The organism is Kitasatospora sp. NPDC097643 (assembly GCF_040302625.1).
Classification (GTDB): domain Bacteria; phylum Actinomycetota; class Actinomycetes; order Streptomycetales; family Streptomycetaceae; genus Kitasatospora.
Genome location: NZ_JBEOSA010000062.1, coordinates 1 through 19803, shown reverse-complemented (window position 1 = coordinate 19803; position 19803 = coordinate 1). Strand labels below are relative to the sequence as shown.

Below are 19803 nucleotides of genomic sequence, written 5' to 3'. Positions count from 1 at the left end.
TGACTCGCCAGGAGAACTGTTCGTCATGGGCAGCGACCTGACGGTGTGTCGACATGTCGGTCACGGCCTGCTGTGGCTTGATCGTGGCACGGTCCCAGGAAGGGTGCCGTAACCCACCCAGTCGGCATCCCCGGTCGAGGAGTTCCGAGCGTGAGACTGACCATGCACCATGCGGTATCCGCACGACGTGGCGCCGAGCGGCTGCGGCATCCGGTCCGGCGCGGCACCCTCTTCCTCGCCACGGCGGCGGTGCCGGTGGCGTTGGTGTTGCCCCTGGCCACGCCCGCCGAGGCGGCACCGGTGAGCGTCACCTTCACCCCCGGCGCCAACCAGCCTTTCGTCGTCCCGTCCGGCGTCACCCAAGTGACCATCACCGCCACCGGGGCCTCGGGGCAGAGCGGGACCAACGGAGCAGTGGGTGGAAGCGGTTCCACCGTCACCGGCACCGTCAACGTGCCGGCGGGCGCCACCACCCTCTACGTCAACGTCGACACGGGCGGAGGTACGGCGGGTGGCTCTTTCGCCGACGGCGGCGCCGGCGGCGGAGCCAGCGACGTGCGCACCTGCGACTCCACCAGCCCCAGTTGCTTCCTCACCGGCAACACCGCCACGGACCCCCGGCTGATCGTCGCGGGCGGAGGCGGAGGCGGAGCAGCCGGCGGGGGAAGCATCTCGGCCCCCGAGTCGACCGGAGGAAACGCGGGAGTCACCGGCCAGACGGGCGGCAGCAGGTCCAACGGCGGCGGCGGCGGGGGCGGGGGAACCCAGACGACCCCGGGCGCGGGCGGAGCCGCGTGCCCGAGCACCGGCGGGACCGTCCCCGCCACCCCCGGCACCCCCGGTGGCGCCGGTACCGGCGGCAACGGCGGGGGTCCCTACTCCGCCGGAGGTGGCGGAGCCGGCTGGTTCGGCGGCGGCGGAGGCGGCGGCTGCGACTCCATCCGATCCGATGGGACCTACGGGTCCGGTGGCGGCGGTGGCGGGTCCAACCGGGTCCCGGCGGGCGGTACCTCCGGACCCGCGACCGGTCCGGCCTCGGTGACCATCACCTACGAACAGGCCGGCGGGAACAACGGCGGAGGCAACGGGGCGGGGCCGATCCTGCCCATCAACCTCAGCGGCATCCTGCCGATGTTCAACAACATCACCATCAACGACAACGTCGGGAGCCCCGGCGCCAGCAACACCACCGCGCAGGACTTCGGCCTGAACACACCCTGATCCGCGGCCCGTCGCCCCGGAGCGTGCGGTGACGTGACGTGCGGTCAGGGGCCGGCCGCTCTGTGTCCGAGTGGCCCTGATCTGCGGGTCATGCCCTCCCGCCCGGGGCCCTCGGGTACGGCCCGTCGTGGAGACGCGGGCGGGCGGTGGTGGCGGCCCGCCGGGTGGCGAGCGGCCGGCCCGTCTTCGCCGAGCCGCCGTCGATATCGCCACCCGCCGCAGGGCGGTGGCGCGCGCCGGGCTTGGGGGGTGGGAGACGGGCCGGGCTGGGGGCTACACGGTGGGGCGCAATTCGATCAGCCCTCTCCCCCTGGTGGGTCGGCGGCTGACGGTGGCGAACATGTCGTGCTCCGTACAACTTCGGGGTGGTTTCGCGGCTGTTCGGCTCCGGTTGAGCGGCTCGCGCCGTCGTTGCGTCCGACGGCGATTCTTTTTGTGGCCGCGATCACCCCGGCGCCTCGACATCCCGATACCTCGATCGAAGGAATCCCCATGCAGATCGGCAGGAAGCTCCTCACCCTCACCGCCACCGCCGGCCTCGCTCTGGCCGGGGTGGCCGTGGCGGCGCCGGCGAACGCCATCGGCGCGGTGGGCTGCCCGACGAACGGGCTCACGGTCACCACCAGCGGCAACGGCAACTACTGCGCCGCGGGCTCCATCGGCTACAAGAACACCAGCAGCCTGTTCGGGATCGGCCAGATCGACCACGTCATCTACGAGTCGACGAACTGGAACTGGGCCGCCTTCTACAACTCCAGCGGCGTCATCAAGCTGAAGCCCGGTCAGTCCACCGGCAACCTCGGCGGTGTGATCACCTACGCGCTGGAGATCGACAACCCGAACTGGACGTGATCCCCGGCCCCACCGGCCCGTGAATCCGGCACCCGCCACCGACCCGCAGTCGCCCGTGGCGGGTGCCGCTCCGCCGCGCCCGCTCCCGGAGGACGGAAATGAAGCGCTCCACGACCTCGGCCCTGACGCTCGTCCTGCTGACGGCCCTCGCGGGCTGCGGCACGGGCGGCACCCGCCCGGCTCCCCCGCAGCTGGGCGAGATCCCCACCATCACCGGCGTCGGCCAGGTGGTGCGCCCGATCGACGTCTACCTCCCCACCGCGGCGCAGACCCGGACCGTGGAACGGGCCGCCTACCTGACGAGTGCCCGCTGTCTGCGACGGCTGGGCATCACGGAGCCCCCCGGTCCGGACCCGGCCCGGGCCGAGCCCGCCGACCGGGACGTCCGGTCCCAGCTCTACGGGTACTTCGCGCCCGACCGCGTCGCGACCAGCGGCTACGACGCCGTCGTAGCCGCTGGCACCGGGCAGCCGTCCTCCGCCGCCACCTTGCAGGTGCTCACCGGCCGGGACGCGGCCGGCACTCCGGTCACGGACTTCCAGGGCCGGGCCGTCCCCAAGGGCGGCTGCCTCCAGGAGGGCCTGGACGCCGTCGGCGGAGCGGTGTTCCTGAGCTCCGACCCCTCCGCCCTGCCCGGCGGCGGGCCGAAGGAGCCCCTGACGGATCCTCGCGTCGTGGCCGCCGACCGGCAGTGGAGCAGCTGCATGAAGGACCGCGGCTTCACCTACGCCACCCCGGCGGACGCCTACATGGACCCGCGCTGGCGCGACCGGACGCAGGGCGCCGGAGCGTCCGGCGACCACACCCCGGCCGAGCTCGCCACCGCGGCCGCCGATGACGCCTGCAAGCGGTCCACCAACTTCATGGGGATCGCGGTCGCCGTCCAGGCCGCCTACGACCGGCAGTACATCGCGGCGCACCCGGAGGAGCTGGCGACGTTCGCGCGCGGCGTCAGCCGGCACGTCGCCGACGCGCAGCAGGTCGTCGCGCAGGGCGCGGCCGGGTAGCGGAGGGAAGGGTGGGGTGGCGCAGGCTCAGGCGCCGGGCCTTCGGGCTCGCCGAACCCTGTCGGGGGCGGTGAACGTCGGGTCGGTGCCGGTCAGGTCGCAGCTGGCCGCCCACAGGCGTGCCGCGGTCGTGGTGTCGGCGATGTGGTTCCAGAGGGGCTCGGTCCTGGGCGTACCGCGCAGCCCGAACGCTCGGGGACTCAGCAGCTGGCCGCCGCGCACGCCCGGGTCGAGCACAGCCCGGACAGCGGGCCATGCGGCGGCGTCCTTGCCCTGGACGACAAGGCCGAGCGGCAGACGGCTCAGCCGCTCGCCGGTGGTCCGGACGTGGATCGGCGGGCGCGAAGGGGTGAGGGAGTCGAGCGCGCCACCGGGATGAACGAGCACGCTCAGCGTCGTACTGCCGGCGGCACGAAGGCGGCGGTCGAGTTCGAGGGCGAAGAGCATCTGGGCCAGCTTGGAGCGCGCGTAGGCGCGCTTGGGCTGGTAGTCGTGCGTGCTCTGGAGATCGTCGAGGTCCAGGCGTTCGGACTTGGCGGCGAAGCTGCCGGTGGTGACGATCCGGCTCCCCGGGGTCGCCATGAGCAGGGGGGCCAGGTGGTGGGTCAACGCGAAGTGCCCCAGGTGGTTGGTCGCGAACATCAGCTCGTGGCCGTCCGCGGTCTCGCGGCGCGGTGGACGGTCGAGCGCCACCCCGGCGTTGTGGACGACCGCGTCGAGGCGGTCCAGCCCGAGCGCTTCCACGGATGCCTTGAGCGAAGCGAGGTCGGCCAGGTCCAGGGGCAGGTGCTTGACCTTGGCGCCGGGGACGCGCGAGCCGATGGAGGCGATCGCGTCCTCGGCCTTCGCCCTGTCCCGGCTGCCGAGTACGACCACGGCCCCGGTGCCGGCCAGCTGCTCGGCGAGGAAATACCCGATGCCCGCGTTGCCGCCGGTGACCAGGAAGCTCTTTCCCCGAGCACGAGGCAGCCGGTGAACGTCCCATGGCCGGGCCTGGGGTACGGAGGGCACTACGGAGGGCATGGCGGGCTCCCGGAAGTTCGGAGTGGTCTCGAGGAGAGCGGGCCCGCACATGCACTGCCGGCCGCGCCCGGTTCCCACGGTCCCGGGGGCCGCCCACATCCCGCCGGCAGGTCGCTGTCCCCGCTGACAGCCGACCGGCATCGCGCGGGCCCGACGCAGCGACAGCCGTGGCTTCCCCCGCCGATCAAGAACAAGTGACACCGGCTGACGGCTGGCCTGACACAGGTCTCCCGGGGAACACAGGTACGTCCCTCCACCAGGGCACATGCAAAAAGACCCGGAATATGACCTGGATTACATGTGCCACGACACATGTGTCGTGTAATGTGTCCGTTATGAGCGCTTCAGAGAAGGGCCCGACCCTCGTCTTCATCCCCTGCTTCTCCGGCGCCCCGTGGAGCGCCGAGCAGATGGCCCCCTACGGCGACGTGCCCCAGCGGACGCTGCGCCTGCCCGAGGGCGTCGACGACATGGAGCGCTACGCCGACCACGTCGAGCGCGCCATCGCGGACCTGGACGACTACGTGCTGGTCGGCGACTCATTCGGCGCGAACATCGCGCTCGCGCTCGCCACCCGCCGGCCGAAGGGCCTGCGCGCCCTGGTCGTGTCCGGCGGCTTCGCGGCCAACCCGGTCGACTCGAAGCCCTGGAAGGCCCTGATGCAGGCGATCGGCAAGGCCCGCGGGCCGCTCTACCGGCAGCTGACACTGCGCGCCCACGCCCACCGCCTCACCTCCCCGTTCGACGGCGAGGGCCAGGTGCCCTGGAGCGAGGCGCGCAGCCGCGAACTCTTCCTCGCCAACACCCCGGCCCCCTCCTTCGGCGCCCGCCTGCGGGCCGTCCTCACCGCCGACTACGTCGACGCGCTGGGCCGGGTCCAGGTCCCGACCCTGATCCTGACCCCCTCCCACGACGTGCTGATCGGCGAGAACGCCTCCAAGGTCATGCTCGCGGGCATCCCCGACGCCCGGGAGGTCGTGCTGCCGCGCACCGGCCACATGTTCCGCTTCTCCCACCCGGCCAGCTACGCCGCCGCGGTCAACGACTTCCTCGCCACCCTGCCGACCACCTCCCGACAGGACGCCGATGCGTAAGGCCGAACACCTGCGGTTCGCGATCCTGGCAGCCCAGCGCGAAGGCAACCGGCTGCTGATCCAGGCCCTCAAACCGCACGGCATCACCCCGTCACAGGCCGAGGTGCTGCGCCTGCTCCAGCAGCACGGCACCTTGAGCCTCAACGGGCTCGGGCAGCTCCTGGTGTGCGAGAGCGGCACCAACCCCAGCCGGCTGGTCGACCGCGTCGTCGCGGCCGGGCTGGTCGAGCGCCGCACCGACGCCGCGGACCGCCGCTACCTCCAGCTCAGCCTCACCCCCGAGGGCGAACGCCTGGCCACCGCCGTCGCCGAGATCGAGGAGTTCCTCTACGCCGCGACGGACGCCGCCTGCGAGGGCCTGGACACCGACGCGATGCTCACGTTCCTGCACCGCTTCATCGACCCCCTGCCCTCGGGCGAGGCCCTCAACAAACGCCTCGCCCTCGACTGACACCCCGCCCTCGACCGACGCCACCGCCAGGCCGGGACGGACCCGCACGCTCCCGCGTCCGGCCGGGGGCAGGACTCCGGCTCGAGGTCGGCGTTGCGGCTGCCGGCCGGCGGCGAGGTCGCGGCGGGGCCGGGCGCCCGGCACCCGGAGTTCGGGGCCCGGGGGCCGGGCCCGGCCGGGTCAGTAGCCCTCGCGCACCTCGAACACGCCGCTGTCCCAGTACACGGACGGCTCGTCGGCCCCGCTCGGCCAGTCGCTCTGCAGATGGCGGCGGCCGCGCCCGAGGGCGCCGGCCCGGTGCGGGCTCAGCCGCCCCGCCATCAGGTCGTCCGCCTCGGCGTCCGTGATCGGCAGCACGGTCCGGTACTGCGCGTCCCGCGAGGCGGCCCAGTCCACGTACTCGGTGAAGACGCTCACGAAGGCCTGCGAACAGAGGCCGCAGCGCTGGACGGAGACGATGAAGTGCGAGTCGTCCTGGATCATCTTCTCCAGCCGGACCCCGGTGAGGCTCTGGTGGTGCGCCCGCGCCACCGAGGCGTCCTCGGCGCAGCACGCCTCACACCCGAAACCCGCCGACTCCGTCACGCCGCCCCCCGTGGTCGCACTCCGCCTCCGGCCGTGGGGCCACATGCTACGCGGGCCCGTGCCGACCGCGGCGGTGCCGTCGGAATCCGGTGCAGCGGCGGCCTGGTGGTGGCCGCGACGGGCCGTTCGACGCGGCCTTGTAGGCTCCCGGCATGGCACAGTCCGCAGAGCAGAAGCCGCTGGTGAGCGGGGATCACATACGTCAGGCCGTCGCCTGCTGCGTGGACGTCCTCGACGGCGTTCCGACCGCGCTGTGGCACGAACGGGCCGACGGCCTGGAGTGGACGCGCTGGGAGACCGTCGAGCACATCGCGGACGATCTGCTCACCTACGCCCTGCGGTTCGGGCTCGCCCGCCCCATCGCCGTACCCCGCGTCCCGCTGCGCGTCTCCGGGGACCGACCGGGTGGCCCGGCCAACGTGATCTTCGCCGACCGGGAGGCCGGGCCCCTGGGGCTGCTGACCGTCGTGCAGGCGTGCGGTGGGCTGCTCGCGGCCGCCGTGGACACGGCCGACGCGACCACCCTGGCCCCGCACGTGTTCGGGGCCTCCGACCCCGAAGGCTTCGCCGCGATGGGTGTCGTGGAAGCCCTGGTCCACACCCACGACGTCGTCCAGAACCCGGACCGCCCCTGGGAGCCGCCGCAGGACCTGTGCGAACGGGTCCTCGCACGACTGTTCCCCGACGTCCCCGTCGTCGGCGGCGCCTGGTCGACACTTCTGTGGGCCACCGGGCGCATCGATACGCCCGACCGCCCCCGCCGAGAGGACTGGCGCTGGCACGGGGCACCGCCGGCCGAGCGCCGACAGGCGCAGGCGCAGGCGTAGGGGCAGGGGCGGATGTAGCCGGGGCGCGGAAGAGGAGCGCCAGCGACCCATTCCGCATATCTATACGAACCATGGCAAACTGGGCGTAAGTGATAGTGCTCTACAGAGGAAAATCACCCATGACCCATGGAGCCCACCCCCATGCTCCTACCGTCCGCGCAAACATCGACCGGGCCCGCGGCTGCGAAGAATGCCGCAGCTGGGGCACCGTGATCACACCCGAGGGCCGGCACGAGCTGTGCCCCAGATGCCAGCGCCCCGAGTAAGCACTCGGGGCCCCGTCGTCAGTCAGCTTCCTCATCGGCCATGGCCGCCTCGTAGGCCTGGAGAGTCCGGACGAACATCTGCCGCTCTTCGGGGGCCAGGGGGGCCAGTGCCTGACGCCAGGCGTGCGCGCCCCGCGCCAGCCAGCCATCGATGGACGGTCGCTTGCCATCGGTGATGCTGATGATGCGCCGACGCCGGTCCGATTCGTCCTCGCGCCGTTCCAGGATGCCCTTGCGGCTGAGCTCGCCGATCATCAGGCTCACGGTGGTCGGGGCGACCTCCAGACGGGCGGCGAGATCGTTCACGGTCATGGGGCCGTCGAACAGCAGGCAGGACAGCAGCGACAGGTGCCGCGGCGCGAGTGCGAGCGACTGGAGCTCCTCCGGCACCGGGATCCGCTTCGCCCTGACCGAGGCGCTGGTCAGGGTCTACGGAGAGCGAGCCCGCCCGATGGCGGTCGTCGAGCTGTTCGGCATCCCGCGCAACCGCTGGGGCACCGGCGGCGTACCCGCCACGGTGAACGCACCGGTCGTCTCGCTGAACGTGCGTGAAGCGGCGCTGCACCTGCCGGGGACGGGCGACGCCCCCACGCGACTGATCGCGTCCATCACCGACGCCGTGGCCGAGGTCTTCGGCGAAACCGTCCGAGAGCACGTGACCGTGTACATCGTCGGCATTCCCGCGGGACGCTCCGGCGTCGGCGGCGAAGTCGACCCGCCCCCGGCCGACTGAGCATCAACCCTGGCGTGCGGGGGGCCGTGAGTGTCCGAAGGCGCCCTCCCGATCGCCGTGGCGGCGGTCGGGAGGGCGCCCTGTTCGGACGGTGCGTCGGACCGGCTTTCGTCCGGGACGGGGCGGGGCGTCAGCCCCAGTTGCCCACCAGCGGGACGTCGCCCGGGTTGCCGAACTTCTTGCTGTAGATCACCAGGTTGGAGTTCTCGGCGGCCCCGTAGAAGGTCTGGTCACCGGGCCGGTAGACGCCGATGGTCTCCTTGCCGGTGCCGTCCCAGTCGCCCTTGATCGGGAGGTCGCCGGGGTTGCCGAACCTGACGCCCGGACGCGGGTTCTCCGTCTGGTTGGAGTCGTTCAGGTAGAAGGTCTGGGTCTGCGGGTCGTAGACGGCGACGGTGGTGGTGCCGTTGCCGTCCCAGTCGCCGACCAGCGGCTTCCAGCCCGCGTTGCCCAGCTTGATCCGGTACCTGACGGTGGAGTTGTCGTCGGAGAGGTAGAAGGTCTGGTCGCCGGGCCGGTAGACGCCGACCGTGGTCCGCCCCTGTCCGCTCCAGTCGCCGACCAGCGGGATGTCGCCGGGGACGCCGAACGGGAAGGTGGCGGCCACGGTGGCGTTGTCGTTCGACAGCTGGAAGGTCGCGGTGTCGGGGTGGTAGACGCCGATGGTGTTGGTGCCCGGCCCGTTCCAGTGGCCCGTCAGCGGGACGGCGTTGCCGCCACCGCCGAACACGGTCTGCCCGGTGAACCAGCCGTTGTGGGCGGCCTCGCCGAAGCTGCCGTCCGACGGCCGGTACACGCCCGCCGAAGCCGGCGCCGGCGTGGGCGTGGCGTTGACCACGGCCTTGCCGATCCTCTGCTGGGCCGCGACGGTCAGCGGCACCTTGTTCGGCTGGTCCGGGCCGAGCCAGCGGAAGTTCTGCAGGTAGACGACGCGGGGGTCCTGCGCGGCGATCGCGCGGTACTGCTCGTTGTACGCCGCGACGTCCGCGTCGGTCTTGCCGGAGCAGCCGTCGGCGATGCCCTGCTCGTTGGTGGACTCCGGGAAGAGCATCAGGTGCTGGTCCGGCGAGGAGAGGAAGGTCTTCAGGTTCGCCAGCCGCCACTGGATCTCGCCGCGGCCCACGCAGTAGTAGTCGAAGCCGACGATGTCGACGGTGGACGGGATCGGCGCGGTCTGCTCGGCGTTCCAGTGGTCGAGGCTCATGATCAGCAGCTTGTCCGGGAACGCGGCCCTGATCTGCTCGGCCTGCGTCTGGACCTGCGCGGGGCTCAGGCCGTGCGAGTAGGCCTCGTCCGTCATGTCGACGGCGGCGATCTTGTCGATGTTCGGTCCGATCCGCCGCACCAGGTCGAGCAGGTTCTGCGCGGCGTTCGGGTTCGGGGCGAACTGCCAGCTGTTCTCCGACGAGCTCGGGACCACCGTCTCCTGGTTGAGGTCGATCACGCAGGAGGCCGGCAGGCACTGGTCCAGGAACTCCAGGCGGCGGTCCTGGCCGCGCAGGTAGGTGTTGAGGTTGGTCCACTGCGCCACCTCCGGCGCGTGGTTGACGCCGTAGTTCGACGAGTCCGGGTCCCGGATGTCGAAGTACCCGTAGTAGCCGAGCCCGCCCAGCATGGAGACCCGCAGGTCGTCCACCGTGGTGACCTGACCGGCCGCCGAGTGGTGGGCACCGAGCGAGACGTAGCCGTCGCGGGGCGGCTTGGCGGCGGTGCGGCCGGAGAACACCGTCGCGCCGTTGACCTTCACGCTCGCCTGCTGCCGGTCCCCGGCCGCCAGCGCGAGCGACACCTCGTAGGAGTCGGCCGGCGGGACGGCGGCCAGGGCGGTCGGCGTGCCGCCCTGGAAGAGCGTCAGAGCGCCGTCCGCCTGGACGCGCAGGCCGAGCGCGACGTCCTCGGCGTCCACCGCGCCCGTGCCGCCCGAAGCGTTGCTGACGGCGAGGGAGGCCCAGTCCTGGCCGGAGGTGCTGCCGACCAGCGGGGTCAGCACGGCGTGCACCGTGTAGGCGCCGGTCGGGACGTCCGAGGTGGCCGGCTTGTTCAGGCGCACGGCCGCGGTGCCCTTGGGGAACGAGAGCACGTTCGGGTTGGCCGGGCTGTTGACCTGCACCGAGCCCGCCGGCGGGTCGAGGGCCAGGCCCTTGACGCCCGATACGGCGGTGTAGCCGGCGGAGACCAGGCTCGGCTGGCGGGCGCCGAGGTCCTGGTTGAGGCCGAAGTCGGCGGTGGCGTTGGGCGCGCCGTCGAAGGTGTCGACGAGCGGCTTGGCGCTGCGGGTGGCACCGGTGTCCACCGCGCTGACGCTCAGGCCCTGGCCGGCGCCGTCACCGAAGGTGGTCACGCGGTCCGGGCTGGAGAGGTAGGCACCGAGGTAGAGGAACTCGCTGCCCGGCCAGCGGGTCACCCCGGCCGGCGCGGAGACGGTGAACGGGGTGCCGTTCACCGTCAGGGTGACGGCGCGGTCGGCGCCGGTGGAGACGGTGAGCGAGACGGCGTACTGCGCCGTGGGCGCCACCGTGCCGGTCCAGAACGGGGTTTCGCCGCCGCCACCGTGGAAGAGCGCGAGCTTGCCTCCCGAGGTGACGGTCAGGCCGAGGTCGACGTCGGCGCCGGTGACGTAGCCGTTGCTGCGGTGGCTGCGGCTCAGCACGATCGAGCCCCAGTCGCCGGCGGCGGTGTCACCGACGAACGGGTCGATCACCGTCGAGACGGTGTAGCGGCCGGTGCCGTCCGCGACGGCCGGCGCGCCGAGCATCACCGCGGAGACACCCTTGGCGAACATCAGCTGGTTGGGGTGGTCCGGATGACTGGTCTGGACGAACCACTGGTCGGGCGCGACCGAGGTGTCCCAGCGGCCGGAGACCCGGGTGTAGGAGATCCCGTGCTGCCCGGCCGGGGGCGACTGCCGGGCGTCGAGCCCGACGTTCAGCCCGTACAGCGGGTCGGTGTCCAGAGCCGGGTCCAGCCGGAAGGTGTCCGCGAACGCGCGCGTGGTGTCGAGGTCCACCGGCGTCGGCCCGGACCCGTCACCGGCTGATGCGGCGGACGGCACGGCAGACGGTGCGGCAGCGGGTGCGGCGGCCGCCGTGGTGGGCGCGAGGCCGGTGGGCAGCAGTGCCAGCGCGAGCGCCGAGGCGCCGGCGAGCAGCCCGCGACCCAGGCGTTGAGTGAGTATCACCGAGTAGTCGTCTCCCGGTCGTCGAGTCGACGGCGCGGGCGCGCGTCGCCGAAGGGAGAGCGGACACCGCGGTGTCGTACCAGTTCAGCGACCTTCCCCCCGGGCGGGATCATAGAGGGTGGATACGAACGGCCGCGTCGAGCCGGGGCGGGCGCCGGCCGCGCGGTGGTGGCCGGCGACGCCGCTCGTCCGGGAGTGGTCCTACTTCGTGGCCGCTGCCGTGGCGGCGCGCCAGGTCGTGACGAGGTCGGCGGCCTTGGCCTCGAAGCCGGGGTCCCGCCAGCTGCCCGGGAGACCTATCAGCACCGGCAGGTCGTACATGCCGCGGACCCGGTGCGTGATCCGTACGACCTCCGGGGAGTTGGCGCGCTCGTTCTTCTTCACCACCTCGACGTTCGTGATGTCCGACCAGGCGAATCGCTTGCGACGGCCCCACAGGGCGGTCCACCGCAGCTCGTGCTCGTCGAAGGTGACGCTGGTGAGGAGGGCAAGCAGGTGGGCGGTGCCGATGACGGCCATCGCCGGGACGACCAGGATCCCGACCAGAGCGGTCCGTTCGTTCATGGGCCGGCTGAGGATGACGTACAGGAAATAGGCCGAGCCCGCCAGGAAGAGCGGGCCGCTGATCCACTGGCGCCGTTTCTGCGCGGGGGTGAGACGGTGGGTCGTGTGTTTCACCTGCGGATTCTGGCAGTACCAGCGGACCTGAGGAAGCGTCACCCGGGTGCCGCCACCCAGACCGCCCACGGATGACACGCACGTGCCGCCCCCGGGAATCACGACGTCTGCGACCGCCAGAGCGAGGAGCTCCTCACGCGGGGACGCAGGCGGCAGCGGCGGGGGGCGTCGGCGGGCGGGGGGTGCGGAAATTCGGGTGTCGGCGTGGCGATGAGTTTTCCGGCGGCGGGGGGTCTACATCTCGACGGGGACGACCAAAGCATCGGGAGTACAGACATGGGCCTCATCCACATCGAGCTGTTCGCGACCCTCGACCTCGTCGGGCAGGCGCCCGGCGGGCCGGACGAGGACCCGGTGGGGTTCCCGTTCGGCGGCTGGCAGGCACCGCTGCTGAACGAGGTCACCGGGGCGCAGATCCTCGCCGCGTACGAGGGCACGGACGCCCTGCTGCTCGGCCGGCGGACGTACGACATCTTCGCCGGCTACTGGCCGCACCAGAAGGACGGCGAGATCGCCGAGCTGTTCAACCGCGTCCCGAAGTACGTGGCCTCCCGCGGCACGCCCGACCTGTCGTGGGCCGACTCCACGCAGCTGGGCCCGGACCTGGCCGGCGCGGTGCGCGAGATCCGGGAGCGGCACGAGAACGTGAAGGTCGTCGGGAGCCTGGACCTGGTGCAGAGCCTGCTGCGGGAGAAGCTCTTCGACCGGCTCGACCTGTGGGTGCACCCGATCGTGCTCGGCGTCGGGAAGAAGGTGTTCGACGGTGGCGCGGTGCCCACGAACCTCACGCTCCTCGAACCGCCGGTGGCCGGCCCGCAGGGCACCGTGTACCTGCGCTACGGGCTCGCCGACGGCACACCCGCGACGGGCGACATGAGCGCGCCCGACCGCGGGCTCGGGCACGACGACGCCCGGTGATCCGATGACCACCGTCAACGTCCACGGGATCGCCCTGGGCGTCGAGTCGTTCGGTGACCCGGGCACCCCGCTCGTCCTGCTCGCGGGCGCACCGACGATGCTCTCCTGGCCCGACGCGCTGTGCGAGCGCCTCGCCGCCGGCGGGCGCCGGGTGGTGCGCTACGACCTGCGGGACAGCGGGGAGTCCACGACGGCGGACCCGCAGGCGCCCGCCTACACCCTGCGCGACCTCGCCGCCGACGCCGCGGCCCTGGCCGACGCGCTCGGCGGGGCGCCTGCGCACCTCGCGGGGATCGGCGTCGGCGGGATGGTCGCCCAGGTGGCCGTGCTCGACCATCCGGGCGCGTTCCGCGCGCTCACCCTGGTCGGCACCCGCGCGGTCGCCCCCGGACCGCCCGACGACGACCTCCCCGACCATGACCGGGCGACGATGAGCCGGCTGTTCGCGCGTCCGATGCCCGACTGGGCCGACCGCGCGGCGGTCGCGGAGTTCGCGGCCGCCGGCGCGCAGATCCTCGGCGACGACCCCGCCGCCGCGCGCGCCCTGGCCGCGCGCGTCTGGGACCGCACGCCCTCCACCGCTCCCCCGGTCCAGCTGGCCAACCAGCTGGGCCTGGTGTTCGCCCGGCTGGACTGCACACCCCGCTGGCGCGAGCGCCTGCCCGGGATCGAGGTCCCCACGCTCGTCGTCCACGGCCGCCGCAACCGGTTCTTCCCCGTCGGCAACGGCGAGGCGCTCGCGCGCGAGATCCCCGGGGCACGGCCGCTCGTCCTCGACGAGGCCGCCACCGCGATCCCCGACGCGGCGGTCGGCGAGGTCGCCGAGGCGATGCTCAAGCTCGGGTAGCGGAGGGGGGAGGAGAGCCGCGGAGGGGCGCGGAGGGGCGAGGGCGGCGGGGGCCGGGGTCAGGAGGTGAGGCCGTCCCCCCGGTCCTGGGTGAAGAGACCGGTCGTTTCGGTGATCGCGAGCAGACGCTCGACCTGGGCACCGGCCCGGGTGATCGCGACGGTGCGGTCGGTGCGGTGCGCCGTGTTGCGCAGGCGCAGCAGGAGGTTGAGGCCGGCGCTGTCGCAGAAAGTGACCGCGGACAGGTCGACGTCGAGCCCCGCACGGCTGGCCTCCAGCGCGGTTTCCAGGGCCTCGCCCAGGCCCTCGGCGACGTCGAGGTCGATCTCTCCGCGCACCGTCGCGCGGACCCGGTCCCCTCGGGTGGCGAACTGGACCAGCAGGCCGTCGGCGATCCCCAGGTCCACGGGCAGGCGTCCGCCGGTGGGCACGGGAGGTGGAGGAATCGGGGTGGCGGAGCGCGCCACGGGCGGCCTACCGCACATGGTCTCGGGTCTCCTGCCTGGGAGCGACACGGAACGACACCTCCAGCGTCCGCCGAACTCCCTCTCACGTCAACCGATACGTGAACGGTGATTCGTCAATGGCAATGCGTGAAATTGAGCTCCTGCGACGCACGTACGGCTGACGAGAAGCCGACGGGCACGAGAACGAACGAACTGGACGACGACGCCGGCCGTGTCGGCGGGACGCATCTGACGGGCCGTCGGAACGGCAGGAGCCGGACCCGGAGCAGAGCGGCTCCCCGTCGAACACCCACCTGGTGCATGGACGGCGCCGTGCCGGGCACACGCGGTGTCCGGAACACCCGCTACCCATGAGAGGGACGATCCCCATGCTTGCACTCGTCCTCGTTCTCCTGCTCGTCCTCATCCTGGCCGGAGCCGGCTTCGCCGTACACGTCCTGTGGTGGATCGCGCTGGCCGTCCTGGTGCTCTGGGCCCTCGGATTCGCGTTCGCCGGAGGCGGCGCCGACGGCCGGCGGTGGTACCGATGGTGACCGCCGCCCGCGCACACACGCGGGCCGGATCGTGACGGGCCTCGAACAGTCCGTCACCGGCCTCGCAGGCACGGCGCCGCGCTGCGGGCGCCGTGCCTGCGAGGCCGGCGGCGGGCGGTGTCGGCGGCGGGCGTGTCGCAGCCCTACCCGGGCTGATCCGTCAGCGCAGCAGGGCGGCCAGGAGCTCCGCCAGGGTCGGGCCCGCGTCGGCCGGGTGGCGCAGCTGCTTGCTCGCGATGACGTGGTAGTGGTTGGCGCGGCCCCGGCGCTCGTGGGTGAGGTAGCCGGCCTGCTCCAGGTCGACGATGATCCGCTGCACGGCCCGCTCGGTGAGCAGGCAGCGCGTGGCGATGTCGCGCACCCTGATGCCGGGATCCCGGGCGATCTGCACCAGCACGCGGGCGTGGTTGGTCAGGAAGGTCCACTGTCGCGAGCCTGCCGGCCGGTCGTCCATGGTCTCAGCGTATGGCCACGCTTTCGCGCATGCGGGAGCACGAAAGCGGATTCGTGCCCGGCGGGTGGGGGCGGACGGTCGGCGGGGCGTGGGGTGGCGGGCTGACGCCGGGGGTTGGTACGGCGCGAACCGGGCAGGCGCAGCCGTTCACCGGGGTCCACGCAACCAGCCGGACGGAGGTGTCCGATGAACGGCGCAGAGGGGTTCCCCAGCGGACTGTGCGCCGAGCACAGAGCCGTCGAGGCGGTGCTGCGGCGCCTCGACAGCGCCCGCGCCAACGGCGGGCCCGCCCCGGAGGAGGGCCTGCGGCTGCTGTGCTCGCTGCGGCGCCTGCTCGACGTCCATCTCGCCGCCGAGGAGGACCACCTGTACCCGTTGGTCCGTCGACGCCTGCCGGCCGGCGGCGCGCTCGCGGACGCCGCCGTGCACACCCACGCGACGATCCGTCGGCTGCTGGAGCGTGCGGCGGACGAGCGGCTGTCGTCCACCGAGCACCGCCGCTGCACGGCAGCCCTGCTGGTCGTACTCCGTGCCCACCTGCGTGGGGAGGAGGAGCGGCTCTTTCCCGCCCTGCGCGCCCGTGCCACGGCGCAGGAACTGCGCCGCTGCGCGCGGCATTTGCGCGGTGCCCGCGCGGCGCGGCCGGACGCGCCGGTCTGGGGGCTTCCGCCCGGCACCGGGGCCATCGCTGCCGTCCGGGACCACCTCACCGGGCACGGCACCCGTGAGCGGTGGCATTCGCCGTGAGCCGGGGAGCAGGGGGAGCAAGGGAGCAACCTCCGGGTTTGGCGCCCCGTACGGCGGCAACCCGCAGGAGTATGGCGTACCTCCGAGAACCCGTACCGGCCGTTCCGCAGCCGCGTTCCTGCGGCGAGTGCACGGACCGGAGCGGACCGTGGCTGTTCACCCGCTCCGGCGGCGCGGCGGCTGACGGCCCGACGGGCGCCGTGCTGTTCGGCCGCGACGGCGCTCTCCTCCAGGCCGTCGCCCGCAACGGCGACCCCGCCATGGTCCACCCGATGGCGGGTGTGCGGGCCGCACTCGCGGTGCTGCGCGGGGCCGGTGTGGCGCCCGGCGTGCTGAGCAACCAGCCGGGTGTGGCACGCGGCCTCATCGGCCGCGGACAGGTCGAGGCCGTCCAGGCCCGCGCGGAGGAGATGCTGGGACCGTTCGACGTCTGGGCGGTCTGCCCGCACGGTCCGCACGACGGCTGCCTCTGCCGCCCGCCCGCGCCCGCCCTGGCGGCGGCTGCCTGCCGGGCACTCGGCCTGCCGCCGTCGCGCGTCACGGTGATCGGGTGCAGCGACTCCGTGATCGCCGCCGCCCTGGCAGCCGGTGCGCACGCGATCCGCGTCCCGGAGGCGGCCGGACCGGTGGCCGGGCCGTGTCCGCCCTGCACCTTGACGGTCTGCCGGGTCGCGGACGGCCCCGAGCAGGCCGCCGACCTCGCGCTGCGGCGCTGACCGGGCCGGCCACCGCGCAGGAGAGCCATCGTCACGGTCGGCGCACGACACGGACGTTGCCCAGGAACCGGCAGCCACCGCGGCGTTGGGCTCCCCCCCCCGGTGGCATGGCGCGGCCCCGGCCACGGGTGGCCGGGGCCGCGGGCTGCCGGGATCGCTCGGCGGCGGGGATCAGCCGGGGCTGATCCGGCCCCGCCAGCCGCCGTCCTCCCGGCCGCGCTGCTCGATGAAGTCCTTGAAGCGCCGCAGGTCCCCCTTCACCCTCCGGTCGATGACGCCCATCAGATCGCCAGCTCTCTCGGCCATACCCTCGGGCCGGAAGTCGATGGCCATGTGGACGCGGGTGTGCCGGTCGTCGAGGCGCTGGAAGGTGACGGCGCCCTTCTGCTCCACGTCGCCGTCCATGGTCCGCCAGGCGATCCGTTCGTCGGGCAGCTGGTCGACGATCTCGGTGTCGAACTCACGGGTGACGCCGCCGATGCTGGTGCGCCAGTGGTTGTGGCGCTCGTCCAGCTGGGTCACCGACTCGACGCCCTCCATGAAGCGGGGGAACTCCTCGAACTGCGTCCACTGGTTGTAGGCGGTGCGCAGCGGCACGTCGACGTCGACCGACTCCTTCACCATGCTCATCTGGGGCCTCCTCGCGGGTTGCGGCCGGGCCCTTCCCGGCCCGACCGCGCGTCTGCCCGACCGGTGGCGGTGTAACCGTCCCGCGGCTGGGCGGGCGGGTGGCGCTCAGTGCGACAGGACGGTGGCCGGGTCCAGCAGGCCCTCCACCAGGGCGCGGGCCGCGTCGGCCACGCCGGTGCCGCTGCGGCGGGCGTGCGCGCGGAGCACCTCGAAGGCGGCCGGACGGGACCGCCGCGGCCTGGAGCGCGCTGGCGGACCGGCTGGTGGCTCACACCTCCCGGCATGCCCTGCACCCCTCGGGCCGGTGGCAGCGCTCCCCCGGCGACCCGGCGCCCGATCTCGCCCTGCTGTTGCCGCCGGTCCGGGGCTGCCCGGCCGCGGACGACCCGCGCACGGCCGCCACCCTGCGCGCCTGCCGCGACCAACTGGCCGACGGCCACTACGTCTACCGCTTCCGGCACGACGAGCGCCCCTGGCCGAGGCGGAGGGGGCGTTCGTGCTGTGCGGCTTCCTGATGGCCCTCGCCGAGCACCAGCGGGGCGACGCCGTCGAGGCGGCCCGCTGGTTCGAGGCCACCCGGGGCTGTGCGGGTCGGCGGGGCTGTTCTCGGAGGAGTACGACATCGCGCAGCACCAGCAGCGGGGCAACCTGCCCCAGGCGTTCGTCCACGCCCTGCTGCTGGAGTGCGCGGCCCGCCCGGCCCGGGCGCCGCGCGGCTGACGGGCGGCCGCGGGTCGCACCGGGCCGCCGTCGACGTCGAAGAGCGCGGCCGCGGTCCCGGTCATCGGTCTTGTCCTTTCTCGTCCGGGGGTGCGGGTTCACTCCGGCGTGGTGTGCCGGATCGGGAACGCGTCGGTGGCGCCGGTCAGTTCGAGCATGCGCAGGACCAGCGGGCGGGGGCGGGCCAGTTCGATCCTGCTGCCGGCGGCCGCCGCGCGGGCCTGGGCGCGGAGCATTGCGTTGAGGCCGGTGGAGTCGCAGAACTCCAGCTCGGCGCAGTCGAGTACGACGGTGGTGGCGGGGGTGGCCAGGGCTTCGTCGAGGACCGTCCGCAGGTCGTCGACGGAGTCGAGGTCCAGTTCGCCGGACAGGGCGAGGACGGTGCCGCGGGCCCACGGCCGGGCGTGGACGGCGAAACTGCCCGGGGCCGGGGTGTGCTGGGTGGGGGGTGCTCGGCGGGTCATGGCTCGGGTTCCTTGTCGGTTCGGGCCCGGCGCGCGGTTCACGCCGTCCGGTGTTCGGCCGACCGGGCGGGCGCCAGGCGCAGCCCGTGGCCGGGGGCCCCGTCGCGCCGGGGGTGACGGGGCCGCCGGTGGGGTCGAGGGTGCCGTCGAAGAGCAGGTGCTCGATCCGGACGTGGTCGTGGAACCACTCCAGGTGGCGGCAGTTGGGGACGGCTGCGGCGGCGTGGGCGTGCAGGTGGGGGGCGCAGTGGGCGGAGATGTCCAGGCCGTGTGCCTGGGCGAGGGCGGCGGTGCGCAGCCAGCCGGTGAGGCCGCCGCAGCGGGTGGCGTCGGCCTGGAGGCAGTCGACGGCGGTGAGCATGCGGGCGAAGTGGGCGAGGTCGTGGCCGTACTCGCCCGCGGTGACGTCGGGGCGGACGGCGTCGCGGACGGCGCGCAGGGCGGTGAGGTCGTCGGAGGAGACGGGTTCCTCGAACCAGGTGACTCCTTCGTCGGCGAGGGCGGTGCCGATCCGGACGGCCTGTTTGCGGCGGTAGCCGCCGTTGGCGTCGGTGTAGAGCTCGACCCGGTCGCCGACGGCGGCGCGGGCGGCGTGGACGCGTTTGAGGTCGCACCGTTCGCGGGTGCCCCACGACTCACCGATCTTGATCTTGACGCGGGGGATGCCCTGGTTCTCGGTCCAGTGGCGCAGCTGCCGCTCCTGCCGGTCGGCGGAGTAGGTGGTTCCAGGATGTGGTCGGAAACCTTGGGAGACACGACGCTCCTCCTTCACACCGACGGCCCCCCGCAGCGCGGCTATCCGCTGCGGGGGGCCGGAAACGCCCGGGTGGGAGGGAGAATTCAGCCCGGGTCCTGCGGTTGGTCGGCCCAGCCCGGGGCGTCGCGGTCCTCCAGCTGTTCGCGCAGCCGGGCCAGGGTGGCGGTGAGCAGTCGGGAGACGTGCATCTGGGAGACGCCGATGCGGGCAGCGATCTCGGACTGGGTCCGGCCGTCCCAGAAGCGGAGCTTGAGGATGATCTGCTCGCGCTGCGGCAGGTGGCCGAGCAGGGGCCGTACGGCGGTGCGGAAGTCGGCGAGTTCGATGCCCGGGTCGCAGTGGCCGAGGCGGTCGAGCAGCGCGCTGCCGCTCTCGTCGGTGTCCTGGTCGCGCAGCGCGTCCAGGGAGTTGGGCCGGTAGACGCGGCCGGCGACCAGTCCCTCGATCACCTGCTCCTCGGTGAGGTGGAGGTCGCGGGCGATCTCGTCGGGGTACGGGAGCCGGCCGAGTTCCTGTTCCAGCCGGTCGGAGCCGCGGGCGACGCTCAGGTACAGCTCCTGCATGCTGCGCGGGACGCGGACGGGCCAGGAGGTGTCGCGGAAGAAGCGCTTGATCTCGCCGGCGATGGTGGGGAT

At 73.2% G+C, this 19803-nt stretch carries 22 protein-coding genes and 2 pseudogenes; 13 read left to right on the top strand and 11 right to left on the bottom strand.

Translation table 11 applies throughout. The annotated features are described in order from the left end of the window. The first annotated feature begins 150 nt into the window (after positions 1-150). The 3 genes from ABTY15_RS30825 to ABTY15_RS30815 all read left to right on the top strand — a co-directional run bounded on the left by ABTY15_RS30825 (position 151) and on the right by ABTY15_RS30815 (position 3080). Entirely contained in the window at positions 151-1221 is a 1071-nt protein-coding gene (locus tag ABTY15_RS30825) for a hypothetical protein (RefSeq protein ID WP_350602410.1), read from the top strand. Between the two features lie 492 nt (positions 1222-1713). Then, a complete protein-coding gene (locus ABTY15_RS30820) occupies positions 1714-2073 on the top strand; it encodes a hypothetical protein (RefSeq protein ID WP_350602409.1) in 360 nt (119 codons plus the stop codon). 98 nt (positions 2074-2171) lie between these two features. Beyond that, on the top strand, positions 2172-3080 hold the full coding sequence (locus tag ABTY15_RS30815; RefSeq protein WP_350602407.1) for a hypothetical protein: 909 nt from the start codon (positions 2172-2174) through the stop codon (positions 3078-3080). A gap of 27 nt (positions 3081-3107) precedes the next feature. Here the strand turns inward: ABTY15_RS30815 and ABTY15_RS30810 are convergent, their stop codons facing one another. Continuing rightward, positions 3108-4103, bottom strand: a complete 996-nt coding sequence (locus ABTY15_RS30810; protein ID WP_350602405.1) for an SDR family NAD(P)-dependent oxidoreductase — start codon at positions 4101-4103, stop codon at positions 3108-3110. A gap of 335 nt (positions 4104-4438) precedes the next feature. On the opposite strand from ABTY15_RS30810, the gene ABTY15_RS30805 reads away from it, so the two are divergent. After that, positions 4439-5197, top strand: coding sequence for an alpha/beta fold hydrolase (locus ABTY15_RS30805; protein ID WP_350602404.1), 759 nt, complete (start codon positions 4439-4441; stop codon positions 5195-5197). Next, positions 5190-5648 (top strand): MarR family winged helix-turn-helix transcriptional regulator, encoded by a 459-nt coding sequence (locus tag ABTY15_RS30800; protein WP_350602403.1) that lies wholly within the window; start codon positions 5190-5192, stop codon positions 5646-5648. Before ABTY15_RS30805 ends, ABTY15_RS30800 begins: the two co-directional genes overlap by 8 nt. A 180-nt stretch (positions 5649-5828) precedes the next feature. Here the strand turns inward: ABTY15_RS30800 and ABTY15_RS30795 are convergent, their stop codons facing one another. Further along, positions 5829-6179, bottom strand: a complete 351-nt coding sequence (locus tag ABTY15_RS30795; protein WP_350602401.1) for a hypothetical protein — start codon at positions 6177-6179, stop codon at positions 5829-5831. A gap of 206 nt (positions 6180-6385) precedes the next feature. Here ABTY15_RS30795 and ABTY15_RS30790 point away from each other — a divergent pair, with 206 nt between their 5' ends. After that, positions 6386-7060: a hypothetical protein gene (locus ABTY15_RS30790; RefSeq protein ID WP_350602400.1), complete on the top strand. Its 675-nt coding sequence runs from the start codon at positions 6386-6388 to the stop codon at positions 7058-7060. A gap of 284 nt (positions 7061-7344) precedes the next feature. Here ABTY15_RS30790 and ABTY15_RS30785 read toward each other — a convergent pair. Further along, positions 7345-7734, bottom strand: a pseudogene (locus ABTY15_RS30785) (MarR family winged helix-turn-helix transcriptional regulator); the annotation flags it as partial. A gap of 43 nt (positions 7735-7777) precedes the next feature. On the opposite strand from ABTY15_RS30785, the gene ABTY15_RS30780 reads away from it, so the two are divergent. After that, positions 7778-8059 carry a tautomerase family protein gene (locus ABTY15_RS30780; RefSeq protein ID WP_350602399.1) on the top strand — a complete coding sequence of 94 codons (282 nt, stop codon included), beginning with the start codon at positions 7778-7780 and terminating at the stop codon, positions 8057-8059. A gap of 130 nt (positions 8060-8189) precedes the next feature. On the opposite strand, the gene ABTY15_RS30775 is transcribed toward ABTY15_RS30780, so the two are convergent. Next, positions 8190-11237: a LamG-like jellyroll fold domain-containing protein gene (locus ABTY15_RS30775; protein WP_350602397.1), complete on the bottom strand. Its 3048-nt coding sequence runs from the start codon at positions 11235-11237 to the stop codon at positions 8190-8192. Between the two features lie 201 nt (positions 11238-11438). Continuing rightward, entirely contained in the window at positions 11439-11915 is a 477-nt protein-coding gene (locus ABTY15_RS30770; protein ID WP_350602395.1) for a hypothetical protein, read from the bottom strand. A gap of 276 nt (positions 11916-12191) precedes the next feature. Here ABTY15_RS30770 and ABTY15_RS30765 point away from each other — a divergent pair, with 276 nt between their 5' ends. Together ABTY15_RS30765 and ABTY15_RS30760 are read left to right on the top strand one after the other, a co-directional pair. Then, entirely contained in the window at positions 12192-12833 is a 642-nt protein-coding gene (locus tag ABTY15_RS30765; RefSeq protein ID WP_350602394.1) for a dihydrofolate reductase family protein, read from the top strand. Between the two features lie 4 nt (positions 12834-12837). Next, a complete protein-coding gene (locus tag ABTY15_RS30760; RefSeq protein ID WP_350602393.1) occupies positions 12838-13680 on the top strand; it encodes an alpha/beta fold hydrolase in 843 nt (280 codons plus the stop codon). Between the two features lie 59 nt (positions 13681-13739). Here ABTY15_RS30760 and ABTY15_RS30755 read toward each other — a convergent pair whose 3' ends face one another. Then, positions 13740-14087 (bottom strand): STAS domain-containing protein, encoded by a 348-nt coding sequence (locus ABTY15_RS30755; RefSeq protein ID WP_350602391.1) that lies wholly within the window; start codon positions 14085-14087, stop codon positions 13740-13742. Positions 14088-14515: 428 nt separating this feature from the next. On the opposite strand from ABTY15_RS30755, the gene ABTY15_RS30750 reads away from it, so the two are divergent. Then, on the top strand, positions 14516-14680 hold the full coding sequence (locus ABTY15_RS30750) for a hydrophobic protein (RefSeq protein WP_350602390.1): 165 nt from the start codon (positions 14516-14518) through the stop codon (positions 14678-14680). Between the two features lie 160 nt (positions 14681-14840). Here ABTY15_RS30750 and ABTY15_RS30745 read toward each other — a convergent pair whose 3' ends face one another. Then, the gene (locus ABTY15_RS30745; protein WP_350602389.1) at positions 14841-15134 is read right to left on the bottom strand and encodes a helix-turn-helix transcriptional regulator; all 294 of its coding nucleotides are present in this window, start codon (positions 15132-15134) and stop codon (positions 14841-14843) included. A gap of 186 nt (positions 15135-15320) precedes the next feature. Here ABTY15_RS30745 and ABTY15_RS30740 point away from each other — a divergent pair, with 186 nt between their 5' ends. Continuing rightward, the gene (locus ABTY15_RS30740; RefSeq protein WP_350602388.1) at positions 15321-15881 is read left to right on the top strand and encodes a hemerythrin domain-containing protein; all 561 of its coding nucleotides are present in this window, start codon (positions 15321-15323) and stop codon (positions 15879-15881) included. A gap of 71 nt (positions 15882-15952) precedes the next feature. Continuing rightward, the gene (locus tag ABTY15_RS30735; protein ID WP_350602387.1) at positions 15953-16597 is read left to right on the top strand and encodes an HAD-IIIA family hydrolase; all 645 of its coding nucleotides are present in this window, start codon (positions 15953-15955) and stop codon (positions 16595-16597) included. A gap of 171 nt (positions 16598-16768) precedes the next feature. On the opposite strand, the gene ABTY15_RS30730 is transcribed toward ABTY15_RS30735, so the two are convergent. Further along, on the bottom strand, positions 16769-17227 hold the full coding sequence (locus ABTY15_RS30730) for an SRPBCC family protein (protein ID WP_350602385.1): 459 nt from the start codon (positions 17225-17227) through the stop codon (positions 16769-16771). A gap of 263 nt (positions 17228-17490) precedes the next feature. Between ABTY15_RS30730 and ABTY15_RS30725 the strand changes: the two genes are divergently transcribed. Further along, a complete protein-coding gene (locus ABTY15_RS30725) occupies positions 17491-17742 on the top strand; it encodes a hypothetical protein (protein WP_350602384.1) in 252 nt (83 codons plus the stop codon). A gap of 303 nt (positions 17743-18045) precedes the next feature. Here the strand turns inward: ABTY15_RS30725 and ABTY15_RS30720 are convergent, their stop codons facing one another. The 3 genes and pseudogenes from ABTY15_RS30720 to ABTY15_RS30710 form a co-directional block, all read right to left on the bottom strand. Next, a complete protein-coding gene (locus tag ABTY15_RS30720) occupies positions 18046-18411 on the bottom strand; it encodes an STAS domain-containing protein (RefSeq protein ID WP_350602382.1) in 366 nt (121 codons plus the stop codon). 172 nt (positions 18412-18583) lie between these two features. Beyond that, positions 18584-19183: pseudogene (locus ABTY15_RS30715) on the bottom strand (enolase C-terminal domain-like protein); the annotation flags it as partial. Between the two features lie 68 nt (positions 19184-19251). Continuing rightward, on the bottom strand, positions 19252-19803 hold a 552-nt coding region (locus tag ABTY15_RS30710), incomplete at its 5' end, for a sigma-70 family RNA polymerase sigma factor (protein WP_350602381.1).